Source organism: Streptomyces griseorubiginosus, assembly GCF_001514195.1.
Taxonomy (GTDB): domain Bacteria; phylum Actinomycetota; class Actinomycetes; order Streptomycetales; family Streptomycetaceae; genus Streptomyces; species Streptomyces griseorubiginosus.
The window spans coordinates 69,705-86,484 of record NZ_KQ948738.1 but is presented as its reverse complement, the minus strand read 5'-3'; the positions used below and the strand labels follow the sequence as shown (position 1 = coordinate 86,484).

The 16,780-nt window shown below is 72.6% G+C and carries 15 protein-coding genes; 9 read left to right on the top strand and 6 right to left on the bottom strand.

Annotated elements, in window-relative coordinates; genetic code table 11:
• Positions 1-387 precede the first annotated feature (387 nt).
• From AQJ54_RS23190 to AQJ54_RS23180, 3 genes are read left to right on the top strand one after another with little or no spacing between them, the layout of a single operon-like run.
• Entirely contained in the window at positions 388-1,500 is a 1,113-nt protein-coding gene (locus AQJ54_RS23190; protein WP_062240631.1) for a Gfo/Idh/MocA family protein, read from the top strand.
• Positions 1,497-2,423, top strand: coding sequence for a DUF6807 domain-containing protein (locus AQJ54_RS23185; RefSeq protein WP_062240630.1), 927 nt, complete (start codon positions 1,497-1,499; stop codon positions 2,421-2,423). Before AQJ54_RS23190 ends, AQJ54_RS23185 begins: the two co-directional genes overlap by 4 nt.
• Complete coding sequence (locus AQJ54_RS23180) at positions 2,417-3,190, top strand: cupin domain-containing protein (protein WP_062240628.1); 774 nt, start codon at positions 2,417-2,419, stop codon at positions 3,188-3,190. Before AQJ54_RS23185 ends, AQJ54_RS23180 begins: the two co-directional genes overlap by 7 nt.
• Before the next feature lie 66 nt (positions 3,191-3,256).
• Here AQJ54_RS23180 and AQJ54_RS23175 read toward each other — a convergent pair whose 3' ends face one another.
• The gene (locus AQJ54_RS23175; protein WP_062240627.1) at positions 3,257-5,506 is read right to left on the bottom strand and encodes a heavy metal translocating P-type ATPase; all 2,250 of its coding nucleotides are present in this window, start codon (positions 5,504-5,506) and stop codon (positions 3,257-3,259) included.
• Positions 5,507-5,662: 156 nt separating this feature from the next.
• Between AQJ54_RS23175 and AQJ54_RS23170 the strand changes: the two genes are divergently transcribed.
• Positions 5,663-6,610 carry a hypothetical protein gene (locus tag AQJ54_RS23170; protein WP_062240625.1) on the top strand — a complete coding sequence of 316 codons (948 nt, stop codon included), beginning with the start codon at positions 5,663-5,665 and terminating at the stop codon, positions 6,608-6,610.
• Positions 6,611-6,729: 119 nt separating this feature from the next.
• On the opposite strand, the gene AQJ54_RS23165 is transcribed toward AQJ54_RS23170, so the two are convergent.
• The 3 genes from AQJ54_RS23165 to AQJ54_RS23155 form a co-directional block, all read right to left on the bottom strand.
• On the bottom strand, positions 6,730-7,605 hold the full coding sequence (locus AQJ54_RS23165; protein ID WP_062240623.1) for a PhzF family phenazine biosynthesis isomerase: 876 nt from the start codon (positions 7,603-7,605) through the stop codon (positions 6,730-6,732).
• Positions 7,606-7,641: 36 nt separating this feature from the next.
• Complete coding sequence (locus tag AQJ54_RS23160; protein ID WP_062240620.1) at positions 7,642-9,462, bottom strand: glycoside hydrolase family 15 protein; 1,821 nt, start codon at positions 9,460-9,462, stop codon at positions 7,642-7,644.
• A 78-nt stretch (positions 9,463-9,540) separates the two neighbouring features.
• A complete protein-coding gene (locus AQJ54_RS23155) occupies positions 9,541-10,320 on the bottom strand; it encodes a DeoR/GlpR family DNA-binding transcription regulator (RefSeq protein WP_062026552.1) in 780 nt (259 codons plus the stop codon).
• A 134-nt stretch (positions 10,321-10,454) separates the two neighbouring features.
• Between AQJ54_RS23155 and AQJ54_RS23150 the strand changes: the two genes are divergently transcribed.
• Both AQJ54_RS23150 and AQJ54_RS23145 read left to right on the top strand, forming a co-directional pair.
• Entirely contained in the window at positions 10,455-11,339 is an 885-nt protein-coding gene (locus AQJ54_RS23150; RefSeq protein WP_062240617.1) for an SIS domain-containing protein, read from the top strand.
• Between the two features lie 8 nt (positions 11,340-11,347).
• Positions 11,348-12,199: a class II fructose-bisphosphate aldolase gene (locus AQJ54_RS23145; protein ID WP_062240607.1), complete on the top strand. Its 852-nt coding sequence runs from the start codon at positions 11,348-11,350 to the stop codon at positions 12,197-12,199.
• Here the strand turns inward: AQJ54_RS23145 and AQJ54_RS23140 are convergent.
• Entirely contained in the window at positions 12,177-12,938 is a 762-nt protein-coding gene (locus AQJ54_RS23140) for a class I SAM-dependent methyltransferase (RefSeq protein WP_062240602.1), read from the bottom strand. The genes AQJ54_RS23145 and AQJ54_RS23140 overlap by 23 nt on opposite strands.
• Positions 12,931-14,073: a methyltransferase gene (locus tag AQJ54_RS23135; RefSeq protein WP_062240598.1), complete on the bottom strand. Its 1,143-nt coding sequence runs from the start codon at positions 14,071-14,073 to the stop codon at positions 12,931-12,933. The genes AQJ54_RS23140 and AQJ54_RS23135 overlap by 8 nt, the downstream gene beginning before the upstream one ends.
• 68 nt (positions 14,074-14,141) lie before the next feature.
• On the opposite strand from AQJ54_RS23135, the gene AQJ54_RS23130 reads away from it, so the two are divergent.
• The 3 genes from AQJ54_RS23130 to AQJ54_RS23120 are packed head-to-tail and all read left to right on the top strand — an operon-like array spanning position 14,142 to position 16,779.
• Positions 14,142-14,783 carry an alpha-ketoglutarate-dependent dioxygenase AlkB family protein gene (locus tag AQJ54_RS23130; RefSeq protein ID WP_062241280.1) on the top strand — a complete coding sequence of 214 codons (642 nt, stop codon included), beginning with the start codon at positions 14,142-14,144 and terminating at the stop codon, positions 14,781-14,783.
• Positions 14,784-14,819: 36 nt separating this feature from the next.
• Positions 14,820-16,064: an ROK family protein gene (locus AQJ54_RS23125; RefSeq protein WP_062240592.1), complete on the top strand. Its 1,245-nt coding sequence runs from the start codon at positions 14,820-14,822 to the stop codon at positions 16,062-16,064.
• Complete coding sequence (locus AQJ54_RS23120; RefSeq protein ID WP_062240591.1) at positions 16,057-16,779, top strand: NUDIX hydrolase; 723 nt, start codon at positions 16,057-16,059, stop codon at positions 16,777-16,779. The genes AQJ54_RS23125 and AQJ54_RS23120 overlap by 8 nt, the downstream gene beginning before the upstream one ends.
• The last annotated feature ends 1 nt before the right edge of the window (position 16,780 follow it).

Genomic DNA, 16,780 nt, shown 5'->3' with positions numbered 1-16,780 from the left:
CCTCGACTCATGTCCGGCACCCCCGGCGGGGTTCGCCCCCGACCATGCCCGCACCTCGACCCATGCCCGGCACCCCACAGAGCCCGCCCCCGACCGAGCGCCCTCCCGCGAGGCACCGCCAGTCCTCCCGCCGAACCCCCTCCACACCCCGCCTCCAGCCCCCACCCCACAACCCGCACCCCGCCCTCCCCGCACCCCCGCCCCACCCCTCCCGGCCCCCTCACCTCCCCCTTCGCTGCCGCCACCCCGGCAAAACCTCCGCCGCCCTCCTCATTAAGCCGCCCCGGGGTCTTGTTCGGACAATCTCCTGGGATCTAGGGTCACTCCGGGGAGCAAGCGCTTTCCCGCACGTCAGCGTCCCGGCACCGGACGCCCGAGGAGGACCGCATGTCCCGTCCAGCCCGTCGCCGAGTCGCCGTGGTCGGCACCGGCGCCATCGTCAGCGGCAGCCACCTGCCCGCGCTCAGGGCCCACGCCGAGCGGGTCGAACTGGTCGCCGCCGTCGACGTGGACCAGGGCAGACTCGACGCCTTCCGCGCACTCGCGGGCGAGGAGGTCGCCGGGTTCACCTCGGTCGACGAGATGCTGGACGCCGTACGCCCCGACCTGGTCCTCATCGGCACCCCGCCCTCCCTGCACCGCGCGCAGACGGTGGCCGCGCTCAAGGCGGGCGCCTGGGTGCTGTGCGAGAAGCCGCTGACGCTGTCGCTCGCCGAGTACGACGAGATCGCCGCGGCCGAGGAAGCCTCCGGCGCCTACGCCTCCGTGATCTTCCAGCACCGCTACGGCTCGGGCGCCGTCCACGCGCGCGACCTCCTCACGAGCGGTGAGCTGGGCGCCCCCCGGGTCGCCCACTGCCAGACCACCTGGCACCGGGACGCCGCCTACTACGCCGTACCGTGGCGCGGGACGTGGGCGAGCGAGGGCGGTGGCCCCACCATGGGTCACGGCATCCACCAGTACGACCTCCTCCTGCACCTGCTCGGCCCGTGGGCGGAGATCCGCGCCATGGCCGCCCGGCTGGTACACGACACCGAGAGCGAGGACGTCTCCACCGCCCTCGTCCGGTTCGAGAACGGCGTCCTCGCCACCGTCGTCAACAGCGTGCTGTCCCCCGACGAGGTGAGCCGCATCCGCATCGACTGCGCCGACGCGACCGTGGAACTCACCCACCTGTACGGCCACCGCAACGAGGACTGGGCCTACACGCCCGCCCCGCATGTCGCTTCCGAGCGGGCCGACGCCTGGCGCACCCCCACCGCCGACGTGCCCAGTTCGCACGCCGCCCAGCTCGGCGCGCTCCTCGACGCGTACGACAACGGTGTCAGGCCTCCCGGCAGCGGCGCCGACGCGCGTGCCACCCTCGAGTTCGCCGCCGCGCTCTACAAGTCCGCCTTCACGGGGCAGCCCGTGACCGCGGGCGAGATCGTGCCCGGCGACCCCTTCTACCCGGCGATGCACGGCGACCACCCCCACTGGGCCCCCAAGGAGCACGCATGAGCATCCGCGTCAGCCACGTCCACGGCGAGCACATCGCCGTCGAGGCGGCGAACGGCACGGAGATCCTCCGCTACGTCTACCGACCCGACCCCGACGCCTTCGAGGCCAAGAAGCCGTACGCGCACCCGGTCCGCACCCTCGGCGGCCGCACGGTCACCGGCTACCGGCCCAACGACCACCGCTGGCACAAGGGCCTCCAGATGACGGCCAGCCATCTGTCCGGGCAGAACTTCTGGGGCGGCAACTGCTACGTCCACGGGCAGGGCTACCAGTACCTCCCGGAGCGCGTCGGCTCCATGCGGCACGACGGCTTCACCGCGCTCACGGCCGCCGAGGACCGGCTCGACCTCACCGAGACGCTGACCTGGGTGGAGAACGGCGGCGAGGAGTGGGCCCGGGAAGAGCGGGGTCTCGCCGTGCACTCGGTCGACGAGGCCGCCGGCTCCTGGGCGCTCGACTGGTCGATCCGCCTGACCAACCTGCGCGCCGAGCCCCTCCGGTTCGGCTCGCCGACCACCGCGGGCCGGGAGATGGCCGGTTACACCGGACTCCAGTGGCGCGGCCCCCGCGACTTCACCGGCGGCAGGGTCTTCGCCCCGGACACGAGCGCCGACGCGGACAAGCTGATGGGCAGCCAGAGCCCGTGGCTCGCCTTCACCGCCGAGCACGACGACGTGAACGCCCACTCGACGCTCGTCTTCGCGCACGCCCCCGAGAACCTCGACCCCGCGAGAGCGGTCCACGAGTCCCACTGGTTCGTGCGTTCCCAGCCCTTCCCGACGGTCGCGTTCTCCTGGGCGTTCTTCGAGGAGTTCGAGCTGCCGCCGGGCGAGTCCTTCGCCTACCGCTACCGGCTGGTCGTGGCCGACGGCGCCTGGGATGCCGAACGGGTCGGTGAGCACCTGGAAGGGCTGCCGTGGTGACCGCGCCCGCAGGAGCGACCGAGCCCGGGCTTCCCCACCCGCTTCCCGGTGCCGTCGGTCTGTCGCACCTCAGCGCCTACGACTGGGAGGCGGCCGACGGCGTCTGCGGCGGCAGCCCCCATCTGCACCTGGTGTGCACGGAGGCGTACGTCGTCACCGGTGGCCGGGGCGCGGTGCAGACGCTGAGCCCCGACGGCTACCGGGAGATCCCGCTGGAGCCGGGCTCCCTCGCCTGGTTCACCCCCGGAACCGTGCACCGCATGATCCAGGGCGGTGATCTGCGCATCACGGTGCTGATGCAGAACAGCGGCCTGCCCGAGGCCGGGGACGCCGTCTTCACCTTCCCGCCGGAGGTCCTCGCCGACCCCGCGCGGTACGCCACCGCGGCTCAACTCCCGCCCGGTACAGGGCCGGAGACCGCCGACGCCGCCCGGCGCCGCAGGGACCTCGCCGTCGAGGGCTACCTCGTCCTGCGCGAGTCCCTGGCCGCCGGTGACAACCGCCCGTACCTGGAGTTCCAGCGCGCGGCCGCCCGCCTGGTCCGGGAGAAGGTGCCCACCTGGCGAGAACTGTGGCGGGCAGGGGCGCTGGCCACCGCCGAGCGCACCGGCACCCAGCTGGACGAACTGGCCTCCGGTGAGCCCTCGTACCTCGGGGAGGCGACCGCGCACGAGGCCGCCCCTACCCGGCTCGGCGGCTTCGGGATGTGCGGCCGACGCGACGAGTACAACCTGCCGGGCACGACGCTTCCGTACGGCGGCGAGTAAGTCCCGGTGATCCGGGGGGAGTTCCGAGGGGGTTCGAGAGGGTCCGAGGACGGGAGTCGCCCGCGTTCAAGGCCGCGCGGCCCGGAACGAGCGCAGCCGCAGTGAGTTGCCGACAACGAAGACCGACGAGAACGCCATCGCCGCTCCCGCGAGCATCGGGTTGAGGAGTCCCGCCGCCGCCAGAGGCAGCGCGGCCACGTTGTAGGCGAAGGCCCAGAACAGGTTGGACCGGATCGTGCCCAGGGTGCGGCGGGCGAGCCTGATCGCGTCCGCAGCCGCTCGCAGATCGCCCCGCACGAGAGTGAGGTCGCCCGCCTCGATCGCGGCGTCCGTCCCCGTGCCCATCGCCAGCCCCAGGTCGGCCTGGGCGAGCGCGGCCGCGTCGTTGACCCCGTCGCCCACCATCGCGACCGAACACCCCTGCGCCTGGAGCCGCTTGACGACGTCGAGCTTGTCCTCGGGCAGCACCTCGGCGATCACCTGGTCGGCGTCGATGCCGACCTCGCGGGCCACGGACGCGGCCACGGCCCGGTTGTCCCCGGTCAGCAGGACCGGGGTGAGCCCCAGTGCCCGCAGCCGGCCGATCGCCTCGCGGCTCGTGTCCTTGACCGCGTCGGCCACTTCGAGGACGGCCCGCGCCTCCCCGTCCCAGGCGACCGCGATCACCGTACGGCCCGCCGACTCCGCAGCCTCCTTCTTGAGCCGGAGCTCTTCCGGCAGTTCGACCGCCCACTCGTCGAGCAACCGCTCACGCCCCACCAGCACGGCGTGCCCCTCGACGACACCCTGCACCCCGAGCCCCGGCACGTTGGCGAAGTCCTCGGGGGCGGGCAGCTCACCCAGCTTCTCCCGCGCCCCGTCGGCGACCGCGCGGGCGACCGGGTGTTCCGAGGCGTGCTCCAACGCGCCCGCGAGCCGCAGCACTTCGGTCTCCCCGATGCCGTGGGCGGGGTGGACGGCCAGCAGGGTCATCCGGCCGGTGGTGACGGTGCCGGTCTTGTCCAGTACGACGGTGTCCACCTTGCGCGTGGACTCCAGGACCTCGGGACCCTTGATGAGAATGCCCAGTTGGGCACCGCGACCGGTGCCGACCAGCAGCGCCGTCGGGGTGGCGAGACCGAGGGCGCACGGGCAGGCGATGATCAGTACGGCGACGGCTGCGGTGAACGCGGCGGCCGTACCCGCGCCGTTGCCGAGCCAGAAGCCGAGGGTGCCCAGCGCGAGCGCGATGACGACCGGCACGAACACCGCGGAGATCCGGTCCGCGAGCCGCTGCGCGGCCGCCTTGCCGTTCTGCGCGTCCTCCACCAGCTTGGCCATTCTGGCGAGTTGGGTGTCGGAGCCGACCCGGGTCGCCTCGACGACGAGTCGGCCGCCAGCGTTGAGGGTGGCCCCGGTGACGGCGTCACCCGGGACCACTTCCACCGGCACGGACTCACCGGTGAGCATGGAGGCGTCGACGGCGGAGGAGCCCTCGACGACGGCTCCGTCGGTGGCGATCTTCTCCCCGGGACGGACGACGAAGCGGTCCCGGACCTTCAACTCGGCCACCGGCACGCTCTGTTCCCGCCCGTCCGCACGCAGCAGGGTGACGTCCTTGGCCCCCAGCTCCAGCAACGCCTGGAGCGCGGCTCCCGCCCTGCGCTTGGAGCGGGCCTCGAAGTACCGCCCGGCGAGGATGAACGCGGTGACCCCGGCGGCGGCCTCCAGGTAGAGGTTCCCGGTGCCGTCGCCGCGGGCGATCGTCAGCTCGAAGGGGTGCTTCATGCCCGGCGTGCCGGCGGTTCCGAGGAACAGGGCCCACAGCGACCAGCCGAAGGCAGCGACGGTGCCGACCGAGATCAGGGTGTCCATGGTGGCCGCGCCGTGCCGGGCGTTGGTGAACGCGGCCTTGTGGAAGGGCCATCCGGCGTACGTCACCACGGGCGCCGCCAGGGTCAGCGACAGCCACTGCCAGTACGCGAACTGGAGGGCCGGGATCATCGCCATCGCGACGACAGGGGCGGCGAGGACCACGGCGGTCACCAACCGCTGCCGCAGGGACCGCAGTTCGTCGGACTCCTCGTGATCGGCAGCGGCGGCCTCCGGTGGCGCCGGTTCCCGGGCCGTGTAACCGGTCTTCTCCACGGTCGCTATCAGGTCCTGGACGGACACCCCGTCCTCGTGCGTGACCCTGGCCTTCTCGGTGGCGTAGTTGACGGTGGCGGTGACCCCGTCCATCCGGTTGAGCTTCTTCTCGATGCGGGCGGCGCACGAGGCGCACGTCATGCCGCCGATGGCGAGCTCGGTCTCGGCGACTGCGCTGGTGGTGGTCATCACTGCTCCTCGTGATACCGGGCAGGGGTATGCTGATCGCGTCTTCTGTATACCCCGGGTGGGTATCTGAGGCAAGTGGCGCGATCGGCTTGACTTGATACCCCCTGGGGGTATCGTGAGCGCATCGAAACCCGGATCGAGCCGGAGGTGCGCCCCATGCACGCTGGACTGAAAATCACCGCGTACGCCGCCGCGCTGGCCGCGACCTTCGGCACCGCCTACGGCGTGGGCCAGGGCCTCGGGCCCGTCGTCCAGGACGAGCCCAAGGCCCGCCATGACATGCGCGGAGGCGGCGCCGGGTCAGCACACTCGGAACACGAGTCGCCCCCGGCCGGCGGCCTCCAGATCTCCGAGAAGGGCTACACCCTCGACCTGGCCACCCCCCGCCTCGCCGCCGGACGCACGGCCGACCTCCGGTTCACCGTCCGGGGCGACGACGGCCGCGCGGTCACGGCGTTCCGCACGGAGCACGACAAGGAACTCCACCTCGTCGTCGCCTCACGCGACCTGAACACCTACCGCCATCTGCACCCCACCCGGGCCGCCGACGGCACCTGGAGCATCCCGCTGTCACTGCCCCGCGCGGGCGGCTACCGGGTCTTCGCCGACTTCACGCCGGAGAAGGAGGGGGCCGAGAACCTCGTCCTCGGCGCCGACCTCGCCGTCTCCGGCGCCTACCAGCCGCGACCCGTGCCGGCCCCGGACGCCACCGCCGAGACCGACGGCTACGAGGTGCGACTCGGCGGCTCCCTGCGTCCCGGCGCGGCCCGCGCACTGAAGCTGACGGTCTCCCGCGACGGCAGGCCGGTCACCGACCTCCAGCCCTACCTCGGCGCCTACGGCCATCTGGTCGCCCTGCGCTCCGGCGACCTCGCCTACCTGCACGTCCACCCGAACGGCGAGCCCGGCGACGGCACCACGGCCGCCGGACCCGACATCTCCTTCACGGCCACGGCCCCCAGCACCGGCACGTACCGGCTCTTCCTCGACTTCAAGCACGACGGCAAGGTGCACACCGCCGCGTTCACGGTCAGGGCCGGGGAAGCGGCCGTGGCGACCGCCGACGAAGCTCCCCACGAGTTCTCCGGCGGCCACAGCCACTGACCTCAGCCGAGCAGGCGTTCCGGCGGACTCGGCTACTGATCTCAGCCGTGCGGGCTTTCCGGCGGCCACAGCCACTGATCTCAGCCGAGCGGGCTTTCCTGCGGCCACGGCCACCGACCTCAGCCGATGCGGGCGCCCGCGCCGCTCACCCGGATCCGGGGGTCGCCCGCGCGCAGGGTCACCGTGAGCTCGCCGGGGCGGCCCAGGTCCTCGCCCTGGTGCAGCGTGAGGACGGCGTCCTCGGGGACCAGGCCGAGCTCACGGGCGTACGCCCCGAACGCGGCTGCCGCGGCACCCGTCGCCGGGTCCTCCACGACGCCGCCGACGGGGAACGGGTCCCGGACGTGGAAGATCCCGGCCGACTCCCGCCACACCAGCTGGACGGTGGTCAGGTCCAGCCGGTGCATCAGGGCTTCGAGGCGCGCGAAGTCGTACGACAGCTCCGCGAGGCGCGCCCGGGTCGCCGCCGCCAGGACCAGGTGGCGGGCGCCCGCGAACGCGATCCGCGGCGGGAACGCCGGGTCGAGATCGTCGGCGGGCCAGTCCAGCGCGGCGAGCGCCTCGGCCAGGTCGGCGTCGCCGATCTCCTCGATGTGCGGCTCGACGCTGGTGAGCGTGGCCCTGACCGTGCCGCCCTCCTCGGTCACCGCCACCGGCACGGTCCCGGCGGGCGTCGAGAACACCAGCTCTCCGGGGCCGATCCGCTCGGCGAGGGCGATGGCGGCCGCGACGGTCGCGTGGCCGCAGAACGGCACCTCGGCCTTGGGGCTGAAGTAGCGGATGGTGAACACCCGGCCCTCCGGGCCGTCGAGCCCCGCCGGGGGCGCGGTCAGGAACGCCGACTCCGAATACCCGAGCTCGGCCGCCACGGCCAGCATGTCGCCGTCGTCCAGGGCGCTCGCGTCGAGGACGACTCCGGCGGGGTTCCCTCCCTCGGGGTCGCTGGAGAAGGCGGTGTATCGCAGGACCTCGGACCGGGGCGCGTTCGTCGTCATGCAGGCGGCAACATGAGTCCGGCCGACGGCTATTCCTCAGCCCAGGGCCCGGTCCAGATTGAAGGCCGCGCTGATCAGGGCGAGGTGGGTGAAGGCCTGCGGGAAGTTGCCCTGCTGCTCGCCGGTGTTGCTGATCTCCTCGGCGTACAGGCCCAGGTGGTTGGCGTAGGTGAGCATCTTCTCGAAGGCCAGGCGGGCCTCGTCGATCCGCCCCGCGTGGACCATCGCCTCGACGTACCAGAACGAGCAGATCGAGAAGGTGCCCTCGTCGCCACGCAGGCCGTCGGGGCTCGCCATCGGGTCGTAGCGGTAGACGAGGGAGTCCGACACCAGTTCCTCGGTGAGCGCGTCCAGGGTGGAGAGCCACTTGGGGTCGGTCGGCGCGATGAACTTGGTCAGCGGCATCATCAGGACGGCCGCGTCGAGCACGTCCCCGTCCTCGTGCTGGACGAACGCCTGCCGGGTCTCCGACCAGCCGTTCTTCATGATCCGCCGGTAGATGTCGTCGCGGCACTCCCGCCAGCGGTTCAGATCGGCGGGCAGACCGCGCCGGCCCGCCATCCTGATCGCCCGCTCGATCGCCACCCAGCACATCAGCCGGGAGTACAGGAAGTTCTTGCGGCCGCCGCGCGTCTCCCAGATCCCCTCGTCGGGCTGGTCCCAGTGCGCGCACACCCACTCCACCAGCGTGCACACGTCGTCCCACTGGCCGCTGGAGATGGGCTTGGCCCACTTGTCGTAGAGGTAGATCGAGTCGATCAGGGCGCCGTAGATGTCGAGTTGGAGCTGGTCGGCGGCGGCGTTGCCGACCCGGACCGGCGCCGAGCCCCGATGCCCTTCCAGATGGACGAGTTCACGCTCCGTCAGATCGGTGCGGCCGTCGATGCCGTACATGATCTGGAGCGGTCCCGAGGGGCCGTGGCCCTCCGGACTGACGTGCCGGATGAGGAAGTCCATGAACTGCTCGGCCTCGCTGGTGAATCCGAGCCGCAGCAGGGCGTACACGCAGAAGGCGGCGTCCCGTACCCACACGTACCGGTAGTCCCAGTTGCGCTCGCCGCCGAGCTGTTCGGGCAGGCTGGTGGTCGGGGCGGCCACGATGGCGCCGGTGGGGGCGTAGGTGAGGAGCTTGAGGGTGAGCGCGGAGCGGTGCACCATCTCCCGCCAGCGGCCCCGGTACTTGGAGGCGGACAGCCAGTGCCGCCAGTAGGCGACCGTGCTGGTGAACTGCTCCTCGGCCTCGGTGCGCGCGCACCGGCGCGGGGTCACCTCACCGCCGACCTGGTCGAGGGCGAAGACCGCCGACTCGCCCTCGGAGAGCTTGAAGTCGGCCCGTACGTCAGGGCCTTCGGTCTCCAGGGCCACCGTCGCGGTCAGCCCCAGCGACAGCTTCGGGGACTCGAAGACCGCTACGTCCCCGACCATGCGCAGGGTGTGCGGCTGGGCGCCGTAGTCGAAGCGCGGTGCCACCCGGGTGCGGAAGGGGATCGAGCCGCGCACGCACAGCACCCGCCGGATCAGCCGGTGCCGCTCCGTCTCCACCGTGTCCCCGTCGACCGGCATGAAGTCCTGGACCTCGCCGACGCCGTCCTCGGTGTAGAACCGGGTGATCAGGACGTTGGTGTCGGGGAAGTAGAACTGCTTGGTGCGGGCCGGTACGGCCGCCGCCAGTTCGAAGCGTCCTCCGCGCTCGGCGTCCAGGATCGACGCGAAGACGCTCGGCGCGTCGAAGGACGGGCAGCAGTACCAGTCGATGGTGCCGTCGGTCCCGACCAGCGCCACACTGCGCAGGTCCCCGATCAGGCCGTGCTCGGCGATCGGCAGGTATCCGCCGTCGTTCCCAGGTGATCCGCTCATCGCAGCCTCCTGCCGATCAGCCTAAGCAGGATCGACCGCACGCGTCAGCGGAACGGCCCTCACGCAGGCCCTGGGTCGTCACACCGTGAGAACCCGCACGCCCGCTTCCTCGAACCGCCCCACCGTCTCCGGATCCGCCGCCGAGTCCGTGACCAGTGTGTCGATCTGCTCCGCCCCGCAGATCCGGGCGAACGCCCGCTGTCCCAGCTTGCTGGAGTCGGCGGCCACGACGACCCGAGCGGCGCGCTCGCACAGCAGCCGGTTGATCGCGGCCTCCGCCTCGTCGTGGGCGGCGGCACCGTGCGTGACGTCGAGGGCGACCACACCGAGGACCGCCACATCGAGGGTGACCTGCCCCAGCACACCGTCCGCGAGCGGCCCGACCAGCTCGTACGACTGCGGGCGCGCCACCCCGCCGGTCAGCACGATCTTGAACTGCGGGCGCACGGCCAGCTCATTGGCGATGTTGAGCGCGTTGGTGACGATCGTGAGTGCGGGGGAGCCGCTGGAGAGGTCCCCGCGCACGGCGAGCGCCCGCGCCACCTCGGTCGTGGTCGTGCCGCCGGTCAGGCCCACGGCCTCGCCCGGCGCGATCAGCTCCCCGACCGCCTTGGCGATGCGCTGCTTCTCGGAGGCGTGGCGGGCGGTCTTGTACCGCAGCGGCAGCTCGTACGACACCCCGTGCACGACCGCCCCGCCCCGGGTACGCACCAGCATCTGCTGCTCGGCCAGCTGGTCGAAGTCACGGCGGATCGTCGCGGCCGACACCGCCAGCTCGGTGGCGGCGTCCTCGACGTCGAGCCGCCCCCGCTCCACGAGCAGCTCCAGCAGCGCCTTCCAACGGGCGTCCCGCGACATCCGCGCCCTCCGTCCCTCGATCTCCGGGCGACCTTAGCGCACCTTGCCGATGTTCGAATGCTTGATTGTGCTTGAAAGGGCGCTATATCTTGCAAGAACAAGCATGACGAAGAAGACGAGGGAAAGGCGGCCGCATGACCCATGTCGAGGACGAGCTGATCAGCCAGCCGGACTGCTGGGAGCGGGCGGAGGCGGAGGCCGCCCGCTGCTCCGGTGCACTGCCCGCGCCCGGCGAGCGGGTCGCGATCGTAGGGTGCGGCACCTCGTACTTCATGGCACAGGCCGCAGCCGTGCTCAGGGAGAGCGCGGGGCAGGGTGAGACCGACGCCTTCGCCGCCTCGGAGTTCCCGGCCGGCCGCTCGTACGACCGTGTCGTCGCCCTCACCCGCTCCGGTACGACCACCGAAGTCCTCGACCTGCTGGGGAAGGTGAAGGGGCGCACCCGCACGACCGCACTCACGGCCGACCCCACCACGCCCGTCATGACCGCCGCCGACGAGGTCGTCGTCCTCGACTTCGCGGACGAACGCTCCGTCGTCCAGACGAGATTCGCGACCACCGCCCTCACCCTGCTCCGCGCCCACCTCGGCCTGCACACCGACGCCGTCGTCGCCGACGCCCGCACCGCGCTCGCGACCCCCTTGCCCGAAGGGCTCGTCGAGTGCGCGCAGTTCACCTTCCTCGGCCGCGGCTGGACGGTCGGCCTGGCGAGCGAGGCCGGGCTGAAGATGCGCGAGGCCGCGCTCGCCTGGACCGAGGCCTATCCGGCGATGGAGTACCGGCACGGCCCCATCAGCGTCACCACGCGGGGCACGGCCACCTGGATGCTCGGTGAGGCTCCGGAGGGGCTGGCCGAACAGGTCGGCGAGACGGGCGGGTTGTGGATCCCCGGCACGCTCGACCCGCTCGCCGAACTGGTCCGGGTGCAGCGCCTCGCGGTCGCCGTCGCCGCCGCCCGCGGCCTCGACCCGGACCGGCCCCGCCACCTCACCCGCTCGGTGATCCTCGCCCGCCCCTAGGAGTCCCCGTGCCCCTCGTCACCACCGGCGAGCTCGTCACCCGGGCCGCCGCCACCCGCTCCGCCGTCGCCGCCTTCAACGTGATCACCCTGGAACACGTCGAGGCCGTCGTCACCGGCGCCGAGTCCCTGGACGCGCCGGTCGTCCTCCAAGTCAGCGAGAACGCCGTGAAGTTCCGCCACGGCCGTGTCCTGCCGCTGGCCCGCGCCGCCGTCACCGCCGCCGAACGGGCCGCCGTACCCGTCGCGTTGCACCTCGACCACGTCCAGAGCGACGACCTGCTCCGCGAGGCGGCCGACGCCGGATTCAGTTCGGTGATGTACGACGCGGCCCGGCTGCCCTACGCCGAGAACCTCGCGGCGACCCGCGCCGCCGCCGACTGGGCGCACTCACAAGGCCTCTGGATCGAGGCGGAGTTGGGGGAGATCGGCGGCAAGCACGGACAGCCCCCGCTGGACGCCCACGCACCCGGCGCCCGCACCGACCCGGCCGAGGCCCGGGCCTTCGTCGCCGACTCCGGCGTGGATGCCCTCGCGGTGGCCGTCGGCAGCGCCCACGCGATGACCGAACGCACCGCCACCCTCGACCACGACCTCCTCAAGCGCCTCGCCGCCGGCCTGGACGTCCCCCTCGTCCTGCACGGCTCCTCGGGGGTCCGCGACGACGAACTCACCGCTGCCGTCGCGGGCGGCATCGCCAAGGTCAACGTCGGCACCGCGCTGAACATCGCCATGACACACGCGATCCGGGAGTTCCTGGCGGCTCACCCCGAGGCGGTCGACTCGCGGAAGTACCTGAGTGTCGGACGGGACGCCATGGCCGAGGCCACCCGGCGGATCATCCGGATGCTCGGGCTGTGAGAACGGGCTGATAGAAGCCGCTGGATGCGGGTTCGTGCCACCGCACGTCCACGAAACCGGCCCCGGACACGAACTCCTCCACCTGCGCACGGGTCAGCGCCCAGGAGGTCGTACGGCGGACCCGCACGGCCCAGTCCCCGTCGGCGGGCACGAGCTGGAAGTGCTCCTGGTCGTAGCGCTCCCCGTCCTCGTGCCAGTGCCACAGCTGGAAGGTGACCATCCGGCCGTCGGGCTCCCCGGAGACCTGCAGGGGCGTCGTGCCGGGCCTGGTCCGGCGGATCTCCTCGTAGTCCCGCATGGTGAGCAGCAGCAGCCCGCCGTCCCGCAGCACCCGTCGCATGCCCGCGAGCGCGGCGGCCACGTCCGGGGCCGTCAGCAGATGGGCCAGCGAGTTGTCCGCGCAGACGACGACGTCGAACGCCGATGAGGCGAAGGGCAGGTGCCGCATGTCCGCGGCCGCGGTCGGTACCGGGGCACCGCGGACCGACGCCTCGGCCGCGGCACGTGCCGCGGCCACGGGACTCAGATCGCTGCCGACGACCCGGTGCCCGGCCAGCGCCAGCCCGATCGCCTGGGTCCCGATCCCGCACGAGCAGTCCAGGATCCGGAGCGGACCGGGGTCCATCAGCGCGCCCAGCGCGGCGGCCTGCCGCGCCATGCTCGCGTCCCAGTCCGCGAAGATCCGGTGGTAGTCCGGAGCCAACGAGTCGTAGAAGTCCCGCGCCGACGTATCAGTCACCCGACTTTTTTACCGCCTTCAGCACCACGAACTTCGGGTCGCCGGCGACGAGTTGACTGTTCCCGAACAGCTTCCGCAGCTTCACGTGGTACCCGAGGTGCCGGTTCCCGACGACCCACAGCTCGCCGCCGGGCCGCAGCGCCCTGCGCGCGCCGGCGAACATCCGCCAGGCCGTCGCGTCGGTCGTCGCCTGGTGCGAGTGGAACGGCGGGTTGTTGAACACCACGTCGACACTGCCGTCGGGCACCCCCGTCAGCCCGTCCCCGACCCGGAACTCCGCACGCCCCGGCGCACCGTTCGCCTTGTACGTCCCCTCCGCCGAGGCCACGGCCTGGAAGGACTCGTCGACGAACAGCACCTCGGCCTCCGGGTTGCCGAGGGCCACCGCCGTGCCGACGACGCCGTTGCCGCAGCCCAGGTCCACGATCCGCTCGGCGCCACGGCCGACCGGGAGGTGCTGGAGGAAGAAGCGGGTCCCGATGTCGAGCCGGTCGGCGCAGAAGACACCGGCGTGGTTGACCACGGCACGGCCGGAGACGGCCCCGACACCGTCCGGGAGCGCATAGCCGTACGGCCACGGGTTGGCGGGCCGTTCGAGCGACGGCTGCGGAGTGCAGAAGATCAGCCGGGCCTTCTTCTCGGCGAGCGAGGTGCGGGTCGGGCCGAGGATCCGCTCGAACAGCTGGAGCGTCGAGGTGTGGATCTCCTTCACCATGCCGGTGCCGACCACGACCGTGTCCGCGTGCAAGGCCGGCGCCAGCCGCAGCAACTGGTCCTCCAGCAGGGCCAGGCTCTTCGGCACCCGCACCAGCAGCACGTCGATCCGGTCGAGTGGTGGGTCCTGCGTGGTGAGCAGCCGGACGGTGCCCGGCTCGACGCCGGCGCGCGCGAGGTTCGCCCGGGTCGCCTCCTGGCCGAGGAAGGAGTCGGTGATCTGCACCGGCCGGTGCGCCGCCAGCGCGGTGACCAGCGCACCCCACCGGTCGCCGACCACCACGACCGTGCCGGACAGCGCCACCCGCTCCGTGGCGAGATGCCGCAGCAGATACTCGTCGGAGGCGTCCCAGGCACGCAGCCGGTCACGCGGGTCTTTGGGGAAGCGGGTGAGCGCTAGCTCGCCCCAGGGGGTCGTCATACGGTCGTCCATCGTGCGTCCAGGCTAGCGGAGCCGCAGTTCAGACCCGCTCGGGCAGGATGGACACCATGGATGCCGAGCTGTTCCCCCGAGCGCGCGCACCGATCGCGCCGGGCGCCGTGCACATCCCGGACTGGCTGGCGCCGGAGCGACAGCGCGAGCTGCTGGATGCCTGCCGCGAATGGGCCCGTCCGCCCGCCGGACTGCGCACGGTGCACACCCCGGGCGGCGGCACGATGACCGCCCGGCAGGTCTGCCTGGGCTGGCACTGGTACCCGTACGCCTACGCCCGCACGGTCGCCGACGGCGACGGGGCACCCGTGAAGCCCTTCCCGCACTGGCTCGGCGAACTCGCGAGTCGAGCGGTACGGGACGCACTGGATGTCGACGCGTCCGGGTACGACATCGCACTGATCAACTTCTACGACGGCGACGCCCGGATGGGCATGCACCGTGACAGCGACGAGAAGACGGACGCCCCGGTGGTGTCGCTGAGCCTCGGCGACACCTGTGTCTTCCGCTTCGGCAACACCGAGACCCGGACCAGGCCGTACACGGACGTGGAACTGCGCAGCGGGGACCTGTTCGTGTTCGGCGGCCCGTCGCGGCTCGCCTACCACGGGGTGCCCCGTGTGCATCCGGGCACCGCCCCGCCCGAGTTGGGGCTGACCGGGCGGCTCAACATCACCCTGCGGGTCAGCGGCCTGTAGCCCGGGTCACTAACGGATCATGGGAGACTCGCCCTCATGAGCGGCAAGGCGGACCCCCGGTCGGCGGGGGAGAGGACCACCTCGAGGGCGCGGCTGGAACGGGGGCGCGGTGCGCTCGGGCCCGCTCTGGAGCTCGTGCACACCGGGCGCGCGCCCACCCGGGCGGTGCTCACCGCGGAACTCGGGGTCACCCGGGCCACGGCCGGAGCGGTCGCAGCCGAACTGGAGGCGCTCGGGCTGATCCGCGTCGACGCCCGGCCCACCGCGGCCGCCGGTTCCCAGGGCAGGCCTTCGCACCGCCTCGCGGTCGCCGAGGAGGGCCCGGTCGTCCTGGCGGCGCAGGTGCACGCCGACGGTTTCCGCGCCGCACTGGTCGGCCTGGGCGGCCGTATCGTCGCCACCGCACCGGCCCGCGAGACCGTCGACGCCGACCCCGCCAAGGTCCTCGGCTCGGTCGTGGAGGCGGGCGCGGACCTGCTGCGCACGACGGGCAGACGCTGCGTCGGCGCCGGACTCGCCGTCCCCTCCGCGGTCGCCGAACCCGACGGCCTCGCCCTGAACCCCCTGCACCTGGCCTGGCCCGCGGGCGCCCCCGTGCGCCGTATCTTCACGGAGTGCGTGCGCGCGGCCGGGATCCCCGGGCCGGTGTTCACCGGCAACGACGTCAACCTCGCCGCACTCGCAGAGCACCGGCACGGCGCCGGCCGCGGCGCCCGCGACCTGCTGTGCGTGGCGACTGGGCACCGTGGTGTCGGCGGCGCCCTGGTCCTCGACGGCCGTCTGCACACCGGGAGTTCGGGCCTGGCCCTCGAGGTCGGGCACCTCACCGTCAACCCCGAGGGCCGCCCCTGCCACTGCGGCAGCCGCGGCTGCCTGGACGTCGAGGCCGACCCGCTGGCCCTGCTCACGGCCGCGGGACTCGACCCGGGCCCCGAGGTGTCCCTGCTCCAGCAGGCCAACGACCTGGTCCGCGACCACTACGACGACCCCGCCGTCCGTACCGCCGCCGAGACCCTCATCGACCGCCTGGGGCTCGGCCTCGCGGGACTGGTGAACATCCTCAACCCGGACCGGGTCATCCTCGGCGGCCTCCACAGCACCCTCCTGGACGCCGACCCGACGCGGCTGCGCGCGGTCGTCGCCGAGCGCAGCCTGTGGGGACAGAGCGGCGGCGTCCCCATCCTGAGCTGCACCCTCACCCACAACAGCCTGGTCGGGGCAGCCGAGTTGGCATGGCAGCCGGTGCTGGACGACCCGCTCGGGGCACTGACCCGTGACTGAACTGCTGGAGGCGGAGGAACTCCGTCTCGTCGAGGTGGCCCCACCGGCGATCCCGGCCGGTACCCGGGCGGCCATGAACCGGGAGTGGGCCGAGGCCGTCCTCGCCAACCCGGCTCTCTTCGACGGCCCGGTCGTGCTCTGCGCGGGCCTCTCGCGGGAGGGCCGGGACGACCTGCTCGTGTCCTGGTCCCGCACCACCTACCGCTACTTCGCCCTGCGCCGCGTCCCCGGCGCCACCGTCCTGCGGTCCCTCTTCGTGAGCGTGATCCAGCCGACGGACGACGGACGCGTACTGGTGGGCCGGATGTCCCGGTCCACTGCCGCGCCCGGCCGATGGCAGTTCCCCGGCGGATCGGTGGAACCTCCCACAGGCGACGAGCCGCTGGACGAGGGGGCCCTGCGCCGCCATGCCGCTCTGGAGCTGGCCGAGGAGACCGGAGTCGACGTCCCGGCCACCGCGCTCACCCGCTGTCTGATCACCTACGGCGACGACGGCCAGGTCGGTGTCCACTACCTTGCGCCGTCCCTGCCCGCGCCGGTGCTCCAGGACCGCTTCGACGCCCTCGCGGCCGCGGAGGCGGCACGGGGACGCGACCCGGAGTTCGACCGGATCGTCTTCGTCGGCTCCCCGCCCGAACTGCCCCGCCTGGAAGGCCCGCACGTGGTCTACCTGGAACCCGTGGTCCGCTGGACGAGCCGCCGAGTAGGCTCGTGAC